Origin of the sequence: Streptomyces sp. NPDC057623, from assembly GCF_042800355.1 — a bacterium.
Taxonomy (GTDB): domain Bacteria; phylum Actinomycetota; class Actinomycetes; order Streptomycetales; family Streptomycetaceae; genus Streptomyces.
Map to the genome: position 1 here is coordinate 192,235 of NZ_JBHVGZ010000004.1, position 15,471 is coordinate 207,705.

Annotated in this window: 11 protein-coding genes; 7 read left to right on the forward strand and 4 right to left on the reverse strand. The window is 71.8% G+C overall.

Annotation, left to right across the window (positions count from 1 at the left end; all coding sequences use genetic code 11):
• Positions 1–2 precede the first annotated feature (2 nt).
• A complete protein-coding gene (gene treZ, locus ACFU95_RS06585) occupies positions 3–1,748 on the reverse strand; it encodes a malto-oligosyltrehalose trehalohydrolase (RefSeq protein ID WP_383822652.1) in 1,746 nt (581 codons plus the stop codon).
• A 186-nt stretch (positions 1,749–1,934) separates the two neighbouring features.
• On the opposite strand from treZ, the gene ACFU95_RS06590 reads away from it, so the two are divergent.
• The 3 genes from ACFU95_RS06590 to ACFU95_RS06600 all read left to right on the forward strand — a co-directional run bounded on the left by ACFU95_RS06590 (position 1,935) and on the right by ACFU95_RS06600 (position 4,412).
• The gene (locus ACFU95_RS06590; protein WP_383822655.1) at positions 1,935–2,486 is read left to right on the forward strand and encodes an FHA domain-containing protein; all 552 of its coding nucleotides are present in this window, start codon (positions 1,935–1,937) and stop codon (positions 2,484–2,486) included.
• Between the two features lie 139 nt (positions 2,487–2,625).
• Positions 2,626–3,996, forward strand: coding sequence for a M14 family zinc carboxypeptidase (locus ACFU95_RS06595; RefSeq protein WP_383822658.1), 1,371 nt, complete (start codon positions 2,626–2,628; stop codon positions 3,994–3,996).
• Positions 3,993–4,412: an SSI family serine proteinase inhibitor gene (locus ACFU95_RS06600; protein ID WP_383822661.1), complete on the forward strand. Its 420-nt coding sequence runs from the start codon at positions 3,993–3,995 to the stop codon at positions 4,410–4,412. The genes ACFU95_RS06595 and ACFU95_RS06600 overlap by 4 nt, the downstream gene beginning before the upstream one ends.
• A gap of 73 nt (positions 4,413–4,485) precedes the next feature.
• On the opposite strand, the gene ACFU95_RS06605 is transcribed toward ACFU95_RS06600, so the two are convergent.
• The 3 genes from ACFU95_RS06605 to glgX all read right to left on the reverse strand — a co-directional run bounded on the left by ACFU95_RS06605 (position 4,486) and on the right by glgX (position 10,864).
• On the reverse strand, positions 4,486–5,736 hold the full coding sequence (locus ACFU95_RS06605) for a M14 family zinc carboxypeptidase (RefSeq protein WP_383822666.1): 1,251 nt from the start codon (positions 5,734–5,736) through the stop codon (positions 4,486–4,488).
• A gap of 362 nt (positions 5,737–6,098) precedes the next feature.
• On the reverse strand, positions 6,099–8,462 hold the full coding sequence (gene treY / locus ACFU95_RS06610) for a malto-oligosyltrehalose synthase (RefSeq protein WP_383822668.1): 2,364 nt from the start codon (positions 8,460–8,462) through the stop codon (positions 6,099–6,101).
• 272 nt (positions 8,463–8,734) lie between these two features.
• On the reverse strand, positions 8,735–10,864 hold the full coding sequence (gene glgX / locus ACFU95_RS06615) for a glycogen debranching protein GlgX (protein WP_383822671.1): 2,130 nt from the start codon (positions 10,862–10,864) through the stop codon (positions 8,735–8,737).
• 192 nt (positions 10,865–11,056) lie between these two features.
• Between glgX and ACFU95_RS06620 the strand changes: the two genes are divergently transcribed.
• From ACFU95_RS06620 to ACFU95_RS06635, 4 genes are all read left to right on the forward strand, one after another.
• Entirely contained in the window at positions 11,057–11,869 is an 813-nt protein-coding gene (locus ACFU95_RS06620) for a Tat pathway signal sequence domain protein (protein ID WP_383822674.1), read from the forward strand.
• Positions 11,870–11,925: 56 nt separating this feature from the next.
• A complete protein-coding gene (locus ACFU95_RS06625; protein WP_383822677.1) occupies positions 11,926–13,254 on the forward strand; it encodes a copper amine oxidase in 1,329 nt (442 codons plus the stop codon).
• 103 nt (positions 13,255–13,357) lie between these two features.
• Positions 13,358–14,596, forward strand: coding sequence for an SAV2148 family HEPN domain-containing protein (locus ACFU95_RS06630; protein WP_383822948.1), 1,239 nt, complete (start codon positions 13,358–13,360; stop codon positions 14,594–14,596).
• 114 nt (positions 14,597–14,710) lie between these two features.
• The gene (locus tag ACFU95_RS06635; RefSeq protein WP_383822679.1) at positions 14,711–15,433 is read left to right on the forward strand and encodes a 3'-5' exonuclease; all 723 of its coding nucleotides are present in this window, start codon (positions 14,711–14,713) and stop codon (positions 15,431–15,433) included.
• Positions 15,434–15,471 lie beyond the last annotated feature (38 nt).

Genomic DNA, 15,471 nt, shown 5'->3' on the forward strand with positions numbered 1-15,471 from the left:
GCTCACCCCTGCAACAGCACCACGCCCGACTCCCCGGGCACGTGCAGCACTCCGTCGGCGCCCGGTGCCTCCACCGGCTCCCACGCGGCCAGCACGGTGGCCCGGCGCGGCCCCAGAGGGATGGCCGCCGGTGCCTTGGCGAGGTTGACCGCCACGCGTACGTCGCCACGGCGGAAGGCGAGCCAGCGCCCCTGCTCGTCGTAGGCCACCTTGGTGTCGGAAAGGTCGGGATCCGTGAGGTCGGGCTGCTCGTGGCGCAGGGTGATCAGACGGCGGTACCAGGCCAGCACGCGCGCGTGGGGCTCGCCGTCGAGCTCGGTCCAGTCGAGGCAGGAGCGGTCCCGGGTCGCCGGGTCCTGCGGGTCGGGCACGTCCTCCTCGGCCCAGCCGTGCGCCGCGAACTCCCGCCGTCTGCCCCGCCGTACGGCCTGCGCGAGCTCCGGGTCGGTGTGGTCGGTGAAGAACTGCCAGGGGGTGCCGGCGGCCCACTCCTCGCCCATGAACAGCATCGGTGTGAACGGCGCGGTCAGCGTCAGCGTGGCCGCGCAGGCCAGCAGGCCGGGGGAGAGGGAAGCCGCGAGCCGGTCGCCCTGGGCCCGGTTGCCGACCTGGTCGTGGGTCTGGCTGTAGCCGAGCAGGCGGTGCGCCCCGACGCGCGTGCGGTCCAGGGGGCGCCCGTGGCGCCGGTCCCGGAAGCTGGAGTACGTGCCGTCGTGGAAGTAGCCGCCGGTGAGGGTCTTCGCGAGGCCCGCCATCGGGGCACGCGCGAAGTCGGCGTAGTAGCCCTGGGACTCGCCGGTCAGCGAGGTGTGCAGGGTGTGGTGGAAGTCGTCGTTCCACTGGGCGTGGAGCCCCAGGCCGCCCTCCTCGCGCGCGGTGATCAGCCGGGGGTCGTTCAGGTCCGACTCGGCGATCAGGGACAGCGGCCGGCCCAGGTCGGCGCAGAGCGCGTCGACGGCCGTCGACAACTCCTCCAGGAAGTGGCACGCGCGCGTGTCCTTCAGCGCGTGCACCGCGTCGAGGCGCAGCCCGTCGAGCCGGTAGTCCCGCAGCCAGGCCAGCGAGCTCTCGACGAGATAGGCGCGCACCTCGTCGGAGCCGGGGGCGTCCAGGTTGACGGCGGAGCCCCAGGGGGTGTGGTGCTTGTCGGTGAGGTACGGACCGACAGCGGGCAGGTGGTTCCCGGACGGGCCGAAGTGGTTGTGCACCACGTCGAGGATCACGCCCAGGCCCCGTTCATGCGCCCGGTCGACAAAGCGCTTCAGTGCCTCGGGCCCGCCGTACGGCTCGTGCACGGCCCACAGCGAGACGCCCTCGTACCCCCAGCCGTGCCGCCCGGGGAAGGGGCACAGTGGCATCAACTCGACGTGGGTGATGCCCAGTTCGACGAGATGCCCGAGCCGTTCGGCGGCCGCGTCCAGCGTGCCCTCGGGCGTGTACGTACCCACATGCAGCTCGTACAGCACCGCACCGGGCAGGGGCCGCCCCGCCCACTCGGTACGCCACTCGAACCGGCCGTGGTCGACGACCGCGCTCAGCCCGTCCGGGCCGTCCGGCTGCCGGCGCGAGCGCGGATCGGGCAGTACGGGGCCGTCGTCGAGCGCGAAGCCGTACCGCGTCCCGTCCCGCGCCTCCGCCTCGCCCCACCACCATCCCGCGCGATCGGTATCGTGCTCCAACGCGCGCGTGGCGCCCTCGCAATGGAGCGTCACACGGTCGGCCTGCGGTGCCCACACCTCGAACTGCACGGACGGTTCCCCTTCGTCTGCTCACCGTGATGTAGCCCGTCCATGGTGCTTCAAACGGGATCAATCCGCTTTTGAATCCTCCCTTTTGCGGCAGGGTGTCGCGGCCGGTCTCGTCGATCACGCGCGTGTCGTGGCCGTTTCCCGGTTTTCTGGACACCGGGGGTTCGCTGACCGACAATCAGCGACGTGACGTCGTCTTTCGAGTTCAACACGTACCCCGCGCGGCTTTCCGACGTGGAGCGCGACAAGGCGCTGAAGGTGCTCCGTGACGGCGTCGCCATGGGCCGGCTGTCGCACGACACGTTCGTGCGGCGCATGGAACTCGCCCTCTCCGCCCGCCGCGCGGACGAGCTCGCGGCGCTCACCGCCGACCTGCCCCGCGAGAGCCGTCTGTCGCGTCTGGTGTTCGGCACCGTGGAGGCGGTCTCCGGCTTCACCGTACGGCTGCGCAGGGCATGGCAGGCCGAACGGCTGCCCAAGCTGCTGCTGCCCCACCCCGGGGCCGGGCATCCGCTGCGCATCGGCCGCGACCCCGTCAACGGGCTGCGGCTGACCCACGAGACCGTGTCCCGGGTGCACGCCGAACTGAGTCACCAGGGCGGCATGTGGGTCCTGCGTGACCTCGGCTCCACCAACGGCACCACGGTGAACGGCCGGCGCGTCATCGGCGCCGTCGTGGTCCGCGAGGGCGACCAGATCGGCTTCGGCCGGATGTCGTTCCGGCTCTCCGCGAACTGAGCCGGACCTCGGCTGTGGCCCTGCCCCTGGTTGAAGCGTCGACCCAAGTCCCTTTGCCCTTTGCGGTGTTGACGTAGTCGTCAACTCGTGACTGACTGTGCGTACACCATGCACATCAGGTGAACCGACGGCACCACATTTGTGGAGGTGTGCCCTGCCGCCACTCCTCCGCTATCCGACCGTCGACGAGCTGGGCGTCCGTGCGGCCGCGCTCGTCGCCCGCCGTCCCCGCGACGCGCGTCTGCGCCGCGTCGGAACGTCCCGCGCGGGCACGCCCCTGTGGCTGTTGTCCGTCGGCCACGGAAGCCGGCAGGCCCTCGTCGTGGCCGGTCCGCACGCCAACGAGCCGGTCGGCGGCGCCACCGTACTGCGACTGGCCGAACGGGTACTCGCCGACCCCCGTCTGCACGAGGGCGCCGACGCCACCTGGAACCTGCTGCTGTGCCTCGACCCCGACGGCCTGCGCCGCAACGAGGGCTGGCTGCACGGCCCGTACGCCCTCTCCGGCTACTTCCGGCACTTCTTCCGGCCCGGCTTCCTGGAGCAGCCCGAATGGCTGCCGGACGGCGCGGACCGGGCCGCGCTGCCCGAGACGCGCGCCCTGCTCGAACTCCAGGACGAACTGCGGCCCTTTCTCCAGTGCTCCCTGCACGGCGTCGACGTCGGCGGCGGCTTCGTCGAGCTGACCCACGACCTGCCCGGCCTCGCCCAGCGCGTCGCGCACACCGCGGCCCGCCTCGGCATCCCGCGCGAGCTAGGCCCCTACGACACCCTGTACTGGCCGGAACTGGGACCCGCCGTCTACCGGATCCCCAGGCCACGCCGAGGCGACCTGGCCGCCGCCATCACCGAGGCGGCCGTCGAGTCGACGTGGTTCCACCCGTACCGGCACGGCACGGTCACGGCGGTCGTCGAGGCCCCCATGTGGGGGGTGGCCGGCGTGGAGGACGGGGCTCCGCACGCAGATGAGGAAACGGTCCTGCGCAGGGTGAGCCACACGCTGCGCCACGACACCCGCGTCCTGAACGGGCTGCTGGAGCGCCTGCGGCCGCACCTTCCCGTCGGATCCGAGACGGCCCGGCTGCTCGCCCCGGTCGACGACTATTTACTGGTCTGCCCCGGGCTCGCCGACACCTGGGACCCCGACGTCAGGGACCCCGTCGGCGTCCACCCCCTTCCCCCGCTCAGCACCGCCCACCTGGCCGCCCTGCGCATCGCCGGGCGGCGCCTCGCCCTGCGCACCGCCGGGCTGCTGCACCAGCTCGTGACGGGCGCCGGACACGATCCGGCCGGGGTACTGCCGGAACTGGACCCGCTCATCGAGGAATGGTGCGAGGACTACCGCGACGGCTGCGGGGCACGCTGGATACCGGTCGCGCGCCAGGTGGAGTACCAGGCGCGGGTCGTGCTCGCCGCGTTCGAACTCGCCGGGCGGCACGCGCCCGCGTGCTCCCGTTCGGGTGAGTCGGGCTGGAATGCCGGGGCCGCCGTGCCGATGCATCGGGAATGACGCAATCAATCACGGCGAAAGCGGTACGGGGCGGCCTGCTGGCGACCGCCGCCCTGCTCGTCCTCGGCGCGACCCCGGCGCGGGCGGCGGCCCAGGAACCGGAACCGGGAAGCTGGCTCTACCTGACGGTCGCCCGTGGCGACTCCCGCCACGGTGACCCGCACGGCACGCTGCTGCTGTGCGACCCGCCGCGGGGCCACGTGAAGGCCGCCGAGGCATGCGCGGACCTCGAGAGGGTGGGCGGTGACATCAGCCGACTGCGCACGATGGACTCCTTCTGCCCGATGATCTATGCGCCGGTCACCGTCCACGCGCGCGGCGAGTGGAACGGACAGCCGGTCGAGTACCGCGAGACCTTCGCCAACGGGTGTGCGATGGGCGCCCGGACCGGGTCGGTGTTCGCGCTGGACGGCTGACGCCGTGAGGCGGACGCACGCGCGCGTGCGGCGGCACGGGCCCACACCGCCCGGGCAGGTGCGGCGGCAGGGCTCACGCCGCCCCCTCGCGCGCGTGCAGCGCCGCCGCGACGACCGTGCGGGACTGGTGCTCGACCTGGTGCTCCAGGGGCACCCAGCGGGCGCGGAACCGTTCGGCGAAGGCGTCGCTCCAGGTGGCCACGAGGTGTTCGAGGCGCGGTGCCCCGCGGTCCTCGGTCTCGTGCAGGACGCGCAGCAGCATGGCCGCCGCCCGCAGCGGCAGCCGCCGCCCGAAGGCGTCCACACTCCCGACGTACGCCATGGTGTTGTCGGCGGGCGGCGTGTGCGTCCAGTCGGCGGCCAGCCCCGGCACCACCTCCAGCGCCCACTTCGCGGCCCGCAGCAAGGGCCCGTCGACGCCGTCCAGACGGGGGAGCGCCTCGGTGAGCACCCGCTCCACCTCCAGGGTGTCCCGCAGCAGCCGGGCCGCCAGCCGCCGTATCGCCCTGGCCGGGGCCGGATGCGGCGCCGGGTCGTCCACCAGGTCGCTCGCCCACATCGGCACCTCGACGACCGCGGTCAGGCCGCCGTACCGGTGCACGTGGTACCAGGTGCTGCTGCGCGCGTCGTCCGGCATGCTCGGATAGGCCGCGCCGGCGCCCGGCGCCGGCATGACGTGCACCCCGGGTCCGGAGGCGGGCCAGCCCGCCGCGTCCGAGGCGCCGGTCTCCACCGGGATGTGCAGCTGCGCCGCGGACTTCGCGAACGGCTCGGCGAGTCCGGGAACGTCCTTCGTCAACTGCACCCAGCTGCCGCCCAGATCGGTCCCGTGCAGGGTGACCTGGAGGTAGGGGCGCAGTTCGTCGATGACCCGGGTCAGCGCGCGCGTCTCGGGCGGCAGCCGGTCGGACGGCAGCGTGGCCGGCGCCCACTCCGGCTGCTCCGCGGCCGCGGGCCGGAAGAAGCCGCGGTGGTAGTCGAACAGGCTGCGGGGCGCCGGCGTGACGTGCAGACTCGCCCCGTCGGGATCCGCGCACAGCAGGAAGTGCCAGGAGATGTCGGCCCGCAACTCCCGCTCGTGCAGCACCCGTTCCGCGACCGTGAGGAGTGTGGGGCCGCCCGTGGGCTCGTTGGAATGCGCGCCGGCGACCACCAGGACGGCGCGTCGGGCGTGACCGATGGACAGCAGGTGGAGGGGCCTGCCCGCCCGGGAGGTACCCACCTGTCTCAGCGTGCACAGGCCGGGACGGTGAGCGGCCAGCGCGCGGGCGGACAGGACCAGCTCGGTCAGGGTGGGGTAGCGCAGCTCCGGCAGGAGACTCACCCCCGTCACTTCCGCCCGGCTTCGCAATCCGCAGTACCCCATGGTCTGGTTTAGCTGTCAAGGAGTTCGCGGGGGAGGCTCCCGGGGGCGCCCAGTTGCATTGACCGCCCGCAGGTACGGGCCGCCGCCGTTTCCGGGCGTGCCGGGACCGTCCCGCCGGGGTGCCGCACCCCCTTCGCCTGCGACGACGCGCATCGGGAGCCCGGGCGTGAAGCGGGCCCCGACGCTCGGCACCAGGCGCCGGCCGTCGTTCCCGAGCCCCGGGAGCGTAAGCGGGCCCGAGCCGGTCGCGGGCACGATGCCGGGGCGCGCCGCGCAGCCGTACGCGCCCCGATGCCCCACGTGCCGCGCGGGCGCGCGGCTCACCCTGCCGCATCCCCATCCACCCGTTCGAGCAACGCCACCGGCAGCCGCTCGAACAGCTCCGCCACACGCGCGTGCCCGGTGAACTCCCGCTCCGGAGCGAGCACGTCGGCCCACCGTCCCGGCGGCAACGGCAACAGGGTGTCGCGCCAGCCGCCCGACCGCGCCAGCCGCAGCGACAGCCGTGTCACGGCCGTGACCACCTGCGCGGAGCGCACGAAGGCCACGCAGTGGGCGTCCGCGGGGCCCCGGGCGGGCAGGGGCGCGTACGACGCGGCGTCGCCGAACACCTCCGGGCGCCGCCCGCGCAGCCGTAGCGCCGCCGCCGTCACCGCGCCCTTGTCTCCCGGATCCTCGGGCGGGAACCGCACGACCCGGCGGTTGTCCGGGTCCACCAGCGCCCGGTACTCGCCCTCCGTGCCCTGATACACGTCCGGAACGCCCGGCATCGTCAGCTGGACCAGAGCCGTGCCCAGCACGTTCGCCCGGATGTGCGGCTCGAGGCGGCTCCGGAAGGCGGCCACGCGCTCGCCGGGCGCACCGCACGGCCCCGCGGCGACGAACGCCGCCACCGCCTCCTCGTACGGCGGTTCCTGCTCCGTCCAGCTGGTGAACAACCCGGCCTCGCGCACATGCTTCAGCAGCGCCTCCCGCACGCGGTCGACGTCCGCCTCGCCCAGCCCGAACACCGTCTGCCAGGCGGCCCACGCCAGCTGCGCGTCCGGTACGCCCTCGCCGTCACGGGTCACTTCCGTCAGGACGTCCGCCCAGCGCTGCGGGCACTCCGTGAGCACGGCCAGCGCGGCCCGTACGTCGGCGCTGCGTTTGGTGTCGTGCGTCGACGCGACCGTCCCGGTCCCGGGCCAGTCGCGCTGCACGCGCGCGCAGTACGCGTGGAACTCGTCGGGCGAGATGGCGGGGCTCCCCGGGTTCCCGCCCACTTCGGTCGCCGACAGCAGCGGCACATGGCGGTAGAACGCCGTGTCCTCCACGGATTTGGCCCGCAGTGCCGACGCCGTCTGAGCGAACCGCGTCCGGAACTCCACCTGCTCCGGACCGTCACCGGCCCGCCCGAGGACCAGGTCGCGCACCACGTCGACCGCGCCCGCCTCCTCGGGCACGACGAAGGCGAGCCGGGCCTCGGCAGCCGCCTCCTCGGTGACCACCCGGGCCGCGTCACCGGAGGCGTACGGCCGGTAGACCTCAAGGCGGACCAGAAGTTCCTGAAGCGCGGTGCGCAGCGCCCAGGGCGCCCGGTCGCGCAGCGCGGGCTCCGGGGACCTGGCGCACAGGCGGCTCGCCACCCGCGTCAGCCGGTCGACCTCCGTGGCCAGCTCGTGCGTGAGCACCTTGTACGCCGCCCGCCGCACCGTCGCCCCCCAGTCGCCGCCCCGGTCGGTCTGCGGGGCCGCGAACCGCCGGTACTGGCCGAGGAGTTCACCGAACCCCGCCGGGTCGGTGAAGAGGCCGTCGACGTGCCGAAGGGCGTCGTAGCCGGTGGTGCCGGCGACGGGCCAGGAGGCCGGCAGGTGCTCCCCGTCCGCGAGGATCTTCTCCACGACGGTCCAGCGCCCGCCGGTCGCCTCGTTCAGGCGCCGGAGGTAGGCGTCGGGGTCGGCGAGCCCGTCGGGATGGTCGACGCGCAGCCCGTCGACCACGCCCTCGTGGAGGAGCTGGAGGATCTTCGCATGCGTGGCCTCGAACACCTCCGGGTCCTCGACCCGCAGCCCGATCAGCTCCGAGATGCTGAAGAACCGGCGGTAGTTGAGTTCCGTGCGGGCCAGCCGCCACCACGCCGGGCGGTACCACTGGGCGTCCAGAAGCCGCGTCAGCGGCAGTTCCGCGGTGCCCTCGCGCAGCGGGAACACATGGTCGTAGTAGCGCAGGACGTCGCCGTCCACCTCCAGGTGACCCAGCTCCTCGCCCAGCGGGCGCCCCAGCACCGGGAGCAGCATCCGGCCGCCCTGTGCCTCCCAGTCGATGTCGAACCATCGCGCGTACGGCGACTCGGGGCCCTCGCGCAGCACCTCCCACAGGGCGCGGTTGTGGCGCGGAGCCATGGCCATGTGGTTCGGCACGATGTCCATCACCAGGCCGAGACCGTGTTCGCGCGCGGTACGCGCCAGTGCGCGCAGCCCCTCCTCGCCACCGAGCTCCTCGCGCACGCGCGCGTGGTCCACGACGTCATAGCCGTGCCCCGACCCCGGGACCGCCTCCAGGACGGGGGACAGGTGCAGATGGGAGACGCCGAGCGAGGCCAGGTACGGCACGGCCGCCGCCGCGGCCTCGAACGGGAACGAGGGCTGCAACTGCAACCGGTAGGTGGCGGTCGGCACCATCGGGTCAGGTCGCTCAGGTGTCATGGAAACCTACGTACCCGCCCTGCCGCCTTTCGTGTCATCGCCGCCGCCACGTGGACCTCGGGCGGAGGGCTTCGGGGGATGAGGCAGAGGGGAGGCGGGCGGGGCGACGGTGCGGGACCGTCCCCGCGTCGGCGGCACGACGGTCCGGTCGCGTCCCCACGTCGGCGGCACGACGCAACCGGTCCGTCCGGACATCACCGATACGACGAACCGGTACCGTCCCCACCTCCCGCCTCCCGCCACCACTCCGACGACGATCCCGATCCACCGCCCTACACCGGCCGCTGCAACACCGTCATGCTGCGGTCCACCAACGTCAACCGCTCCCCGGCCTGCACCTTCGCTCCCGTCCCCGGCGGCACCCCGTCCGCGCGGGCGGTGTCGACGACCACCTGCCACTGGCGGCCGTGGTTGACCGGCACGACGAAGTCGAGGGTCTTCGGGGAAGCGTTGAACATCAGCAGGAACGAGTCGTCGCCGATACGCTCCCCGCGCGCGCCCGGCTCCGAGATCGCGTTGCCGTTGAGGAACACCGTCAGCGCCGACGCCTGCGTCCGGTCCCAGTCCCGCTGCGCCATCTCCTTGCCCTGCGGAGTGAACCAGGCGATGTCCGACAGGTCGTCGTGGGTGCCCTCCACGGGGCGTCCGTGGAAGAAGCGCCGCCTGCGGAACACCGGATGGTCCCGCCGCAGCCACACCATCGCCCGCGTGAAGGCGAGCAGATCGCTGTCGCCTTCCCCGGCGGCCTCCCCGGCGTCGGACCACTGCACCCAGGCCAGGTCGCTGTCCTGGCAGTACGCGTTGTTGTTGCCGCGCTGCGTGCGTGCGAACTCGTCGCCGTGGCTGAGCATCGGCACGCCCTGGGACAGCATCAGCGTGGCGATGAAGTTGCGCATCTGGCGGGCGCGCAGCTCCAGGACGGCCCTGTCGTCGGTCTCGCCCTCCGCCCCGCAGTTCCAGGACCGGTTGTGGCTCTCGCCGTCCCGGTTGTCCTCGCCGTTGGCGTGGTTGTGCTTGTCGTTGTACGAGACGAGGTCGTGCAGTGTGAACCCGTCGTGGCAGGTCACGAAGTTGATGGAGGCCAGCGGGCGCCGCCCGTCGTCCTGGTACAGGTCGGACGAGCCCGTCAGCCGGGACGCGAACTCCGCCAGCGCGCGCGGCTCCCCGCGCCACAGGTCCCGTACGGTGTCGCGGTACTTGCCGTTCCACTCGGTCCACAGCGGCGGGAAGTTGCCCACCTGGTAGCCGCCCTCGCCCACGTCCCACGGCTCGGCGATCAGCTTCACCTGGGAGACCACCGGGTCCTGCTGCACCAGGTCGAAGAACGACGACAGCCGGTCCACCTCGTGGAACTGCCGGGCCAGGGTGGCCGCCAGGTCGAAGCGGAAACCGTCGACATGCATCTCGGTGACCCAGTACCGCAGCGAGTCCATGATCAGCTGGAGGACGTGCGGGGACCGCATGAGCAGGGAGTTCCCGGTCCCGGTGGTATCCATGTAGTAGCGCGGGTCGTCCGTCAGCCGGTAGTACTGCGCGTTGTCCAGGCCCCGGAAGGACAGGGTGGGGCCGAGATGGTTGCCCTCGGCGGTGTGGTTGTAGACCACGTCGAGGATGACCTCGATACCGGCCTCGTGCAGCGCCCGCACCGCCGACTTGAACTCCAGGACCTGCTGGCCGCGGTCGCCCCAGGAGGCGTACGCGTTGTGCGGGGCGAAGAAGCCGATCGTGTTGTAGCCCCAGTAGTTGTTCAGGCCCATGTCGACCAGGCGGTGGTCGTTCACGAACTGGTGGACGGGCATCAGCTCCAGCGCCGTCACGCCCAGCTCGGTGAGGTGCTCGATCACCGCCGGGTGCGCGAGGGCGGCGTAGGTGCCGCGCAGCTCCTCGGGCAGCCCCGGGTGCCGCATCGTGAGGCCCTTCACATGGGCCTCGTAGATGACCGTGTGGTGGTACTCGGTGCGCGGCCGCCGGTCGTCGCCCCAGTCGAAGTACGGGTTCACCACGACCGACGACATCGTGTGCGGCGCGGAGTCCAGGTCGTTGCGCTTGTCGGGTTTGTCGAAGTGGTAGCCGTACACCTCCTCGCCCCAGCCGATCGAGCCACTGATCGCCTTGGCGTAGGGGTCGAGCAGCAACTTCGCGGAATTGCAGCGCTGCCCGCGCTCCGGGGCGTACGGGCCGTGCACCCGCAGGCCGTACCGCTGCCCCGGCATGACGCCCGGCACGTACGCGTGCCGTACGAAGGCGTCGCTCTCCCGCAGTTCCACCGCCGTCTCCGAGCCGTCGTCGTGCAGCAGACACAGCTCTACTCGGTCCGCGGCCTCCGTGAAGACCGCGAAGTTGGTGCCGGCGCCGTCGTAGGTGGCACCGAGTGGGTATGCCTCTCCAGGCCAGACCTGCATGGACACGACTCTTTCAGCTGGAGCGCGCCGTCGGGGGCGCCTTGCTGTCGAGTCTCCCCGAAAGTGATGGAACCACCCCTGACTTACGTCCCTCTTACCGGTCGACCAGTGCAGACGCGGGTGCGGCCGGCAAGGGCGTACCGATGGGGCAGACACGTACTCCCGTGGACGTTGGGGGAGTAGGGGGAAGATGTGCGCGAGATAGTGCACCGCCACCTGGGCAAGGTGGTGGCCGGTGCGGCCATCGCGGTGGCCGGAACCGCCGTGATGATCGGAATCACCCTGCCGGGCACGGCGGGGGCTGACACGACGGGAGGGACCGACAGCGGTGGCCAGTCCACCCAGCAGTCGGCTCAGGGGCAGGACGGCGCCGCCGCCGTGCAGCCCGGCGTGGTCGAAGAGGCGCCCGCCGAGGGCGACCGCGGCAAGGGCAACGATCCGCTGACCGACGACGAGATCGCGCGGGTCGAGAAGCTCGCGGTGAACCGGCAGCTGATCGACGGCAGCGAGAACGTCAGGGGCGCGCGCGGTCCCCAGCGGATCGACGTCCAGCTGGCCGAGCCGGAGGCCGACGAGGTGGACGACGTGAGCGCGCCCCGGCGTGCCGACGTGACGGTCTACGACTACCAGGACGACACCCTCGTCACCAGGACCGTGAACCTCGACACGGGCAAGGTCGAGCGGACAGTCACCCAGCACGGCGTGCAGCCGCCGCTGAGCCTCGCCGAGCAGACCGAGGCCGCCAAGCTGCTGATCGCCGACCCGCTGGGCGCGGATCTGAAGGCGGACTACAAGGACGCCACCGGCAAGGAACTCACCTCCCCGGAACAGTTGCAGCTGAGCAGCATGGTGTACCGGGCGGCTCCGAGTGGGTCGGCGTCGGTCGAGAAGTGCGGCGAGCACCGCTGCACCCGACTGTTCCCGAAGATCAAGAACGGCCCCTGGGTCGACACCCGGGACTTCGTGATCGACCTGAGCGCCCGCAAGGTGATCCGCCTCGGCTGAGCCGACCTCCGTTCACTTTTCCAACTCTGCACCTCCTGTAAGGGAGTCACCTCTTCATGCGCGTCAACAGAATCAGCCGTGCCCGCAGGCGGGCGGCCCTAGGTCTGTCCCTGGCCGCGCTGGCCGCCGGCGCGACGACCGGAGCGGGACCGGCCGCCGCCCAGCCGAAGGCGGCCGCCGCCCCGGCCCCCAACTGCAGCGCGGCCTACCGCATCGAGCAGAAGCTCGCCACCGGAACCACCTGGCGGATGTGCTGGCGCTTCAACAGCACCTCCGGTGTCGTCCTGGAGGACGTCTCCTACCAGCCGCCCGGCGAGGCCAAGCCGATCAAGGTCCTCAACAGCGCCAAGCTGGCCCAGATCCATGTGCCGTACGACGACGGCAACGCCGAGTACAACGACGTGACGGAGTACAACTTCGGCAACGGCCTGCTGAACATGAAGCCGGCCGAGTGTCCGGGCGGCACCATCAAGACCGTCAAGGTCCGCGAGCCCATGTACTCCAACTCCCAGGACGTCAAGGGTCTGTGCACCACGACCCGCTCCCGCGGTCACGCGTACCACCTGCAGACCGAGCCGCCGAGCGGGAACGTGGGCAAGACCTACCAGGCCCAGGGCAAGGACCTGCTGCTCTACACCATCAACAAGGTGAGCTGGTACGAGTACATCACCGAGTGGCGGTTCCAGGACGACGGCACCCTCACCATGAACGTCGGCGCCACCGGCAGCCTCGCCCCCGAGGACTACGACGCCGGTGACGGCCGCGGCTGGCCCATCGGCAAGGGCGCCAAGGACTACGCCGACAGCCACAGCCACAACGTCTTCTGGCGGCTCGACTTCGGCCTCGACGGCTCCTCCAAGACCCGGGTCGAGCAGTACGACTCGAAGGTCAGCCCGGCCGCGGGCGACCGGGGTCCGACCAACAAGACGACGCTCACGAAGGTCACCAAGGAACTCGCGGGCGACGCCAAGAACATGCGCTGGTGGCGGGTGGTCAGCGCGACGGGCAAGAACAAGGACGGTCACGCGCGCTCGTACGAGCTCGTGCCGGGCGCCACGAGCAAGTTCCCCGGCCGGTCCTTCACCAACCACGACGTGTACTTCACCGAGTACAACAAGTGCGAGCAGTACGCGAGCGGCAACCTGGGCGCCTGCGGTGCGACCCACCCCAAGAACGTCGACAAGTGGGTCAACGGGCAGTCCCTCACCCACCCCGTGGTCTGGATGAACGTGGGCTTCCACCACATCGTGCGGGACGAGGACCAGCAGCCGATGCCGGTCCACTGGCAGGGGTTCTCGATCGTCCCGCGTGACGTGACCGCTATGAATCCGCTCACTCCGGCGGACCTCAAGGGCATCAACGGGCACGTCGGCCGGGACAGTTGAGAAACGACCCTGTCCATCCGGCTGCACCGCCCACCGCTCCCGGAGTACCCTTCCTTGATCGTTGGGACGGGGAGTGCTCGGGGGAGCGGAAGGCGGTGCGCGGGTGGGCTCGGGAGGGCTGGAGTTGCCCCCTGGTGACGAGGGTCACGAGGGGAACTCCGCAGACGTCCCGCCCGGCACGGTGTCCCTGGCCAGGCCGATGGAGACCAACTCCATCGGCCCGGAGCTGGACTGGGACACCGAGGCCTGGCTCGAGGTGCGGACACGCGCCCAGCGAGCCGGCCGGGCCTACATCTGGCTGAACCTCGTCGAACAGCGGCTGCGCGCGGTCGTGGCCGCTGTTCTGCGCCCCATCTACGAACCCGTCCACGGCGACGACTGGGTGGTGGCGGCGGCCGGACCGGCCGGCCAGGAATGGGTGCAGCGCGCGGTCGCCGTACGCGAAGTCAGCCGCCGCAAGGGCTACTTGCTGGACCCGGCCGACGACAACGTCCTCAGCTTCCTCACGCTGCCGCAGCTGCGCGAGCTGATGGTGCAGCACTGGCCCTGCTTCGAGCCGTACATCGACGACCGCCGGGACGTCGAACTCGCCCTGGACGAACTCGAGGTGACCCGGAACGTCGTCTCGCGCAACCGTGCCCTGTCCGAGGCGGTCCTCAACCAGGCCGAGCGCGCCTCGGCCCGCCTGCTGGAGATCCTCGGCACCGGCGGCGACGTACCGTCCGCGCGTCGGCTGCCCATCGACGCCGTCGAGGACCTGGTCGGCGACCGGTACGCCGACGTGGTCGCCGTGCACCCCGACCGGGTGCGGCTGCTGCGCCAGTTCCCGGCCGAGGACATCTTCGGCGGCGCGCGCCGGCTCGACGCCATCGGCATCGGCCTCAACCTGCTCGTGCAGAACTTCTCCGGCCGCCGCCTGGTCCGTCTCGCCGAGTCCGGCTGCCGGGTGCGGCTGCTGTTCCTGAACCCGGCCTCCAGCGCGGTCAAGAGGCGCGAGCGTGAACTCGGCATCAAGCGCGGCGAGCTGAGCCGCGCCGTCGAGATGAACATCCTGCACATGCGCCGGGTACGGTCCCGGCTGCGTGACCCGGGCGCGTTCGAGATCCAGGTCTTCGACGAGACGCCCCGCTTCACGGCCTACCTCGTGGACGGCGACGGCTCCGACGGCATCGCGGTCGTGCAGACCTATCTGCGGCGGATGCGCGGGCTGGAGGCGCCGGTCCTGGTGCTGCGCAACGGCAGCAGGCTGGTCAAGTCGGACGAGGTGGACGAGAGCGGACTTTTCCCCACGTATCGCGAGGAGTTCGAGCTCATGTGGGCGGATTCGCGACCGGTGTCCTGACCCGTGTCCTCAGCCGTTCCGTGGGCTAAGCGGAGCGCGGTCCTCTGATTGTCAGTGGCCCATGGGAAGGTGGAGACCACTGGGGGAACGCACCACCAAGAAGGGGGACCGCCCATGGGCTGGCACCGTGAGCTGCTGATCGGCTTCGACCTGGAGACGACCGGGACCGATCCGCGCGAGGCGCGCATCGTCACCGCCGCCGTGATCGAGGTCAGGGACGGGCAGCCCATAGGGCACAAGGAGTGGCTGGCCGATCCGGGCGTGGAGATCCCGGCGGACGCGGTCGCGGTCCACGGCATCAGCAACGAGCGCGCGGCAGCCGAGGGCCGCCCGGCCGACCAGGTGGCGGACGCCGTCGCGGACGTCCTCGTGACGTACTGGAAGACGGGCGTGCCGGTGGTCGCCTACAACGCCGCCTTCGACCTGAGCCTGCTCTCGGCCGAACTGCGGCGGTACGGACTGCCGTCCCTGCGCGACCGTCTGGGCGGCTTGGACCCCGCGCCCGTCATCGACCCGTACACCATCGACCGCTGGGCCGACCGGTACCGCCGTGGCAAGCGCAACCTCGAAGCGGTCTGCCGGGAGTACGGCGTCGCTCTCGACGCCGCCCACGACGCCTCCGCCGACGCCCTCGCCGCGGCCCGGCTGGCCGGTGCGATAGGCGACCGCCACCCCAAGATCGCGTCCCTCGGCCCGGCGGAGCTGCACCGCCGCCAGATCGAGTGGTACGCGCAGTGGGCGGCGGACTTCCAGAGCTTCCTGCGCAGCAAGGGCGACGCGACGGCTGTGGTCGACGGGACGTGGCCGCTGAGGGAGCCGGCGGGGGAGACCGTATGAGAACAGGGCACCGATTCTGAGAGCAGGGCACCGACGAG

Bases quoted from the DNA above. Each gene is read 5' to 3' on its own strand.
- ACFU95_RS06635 (WP_383822679.1), top strand. From the start codon at position 14,711: ATGGGCTGGCACCGTGAGCTGCTGATCGGCTTCGACCTGGAGACGACC.
- glgX (WP_383822671.1), bottom strand. From the start codon at position 10,864: ATGCAGGTCTGGCCTGGAGAGGCATACCCACTCGGTGCCACCTACGAC.
- ACFU95_RS06625 (WP_383822677.1), top strand. From the start codon at position 11,926: ATGCGCGTCAACAGAATCAGCCGTGCCCGCAGGCGGGCGGCCCTAGGT.
- treY (WP_383822668.1), bottom strand. From the start codon at position 8,462: ATGACACCTGAGCGACCTGACCCGATGGTGCCGACCGCCACCTACCGG.
- ACFU95_RS06600 (WP_383822661.1), top strand. From the start codon at position 3,993: ATGACGCAATCAATCACGGCGAAAGCGGTACGGGGCGGCCTGCTGGCG.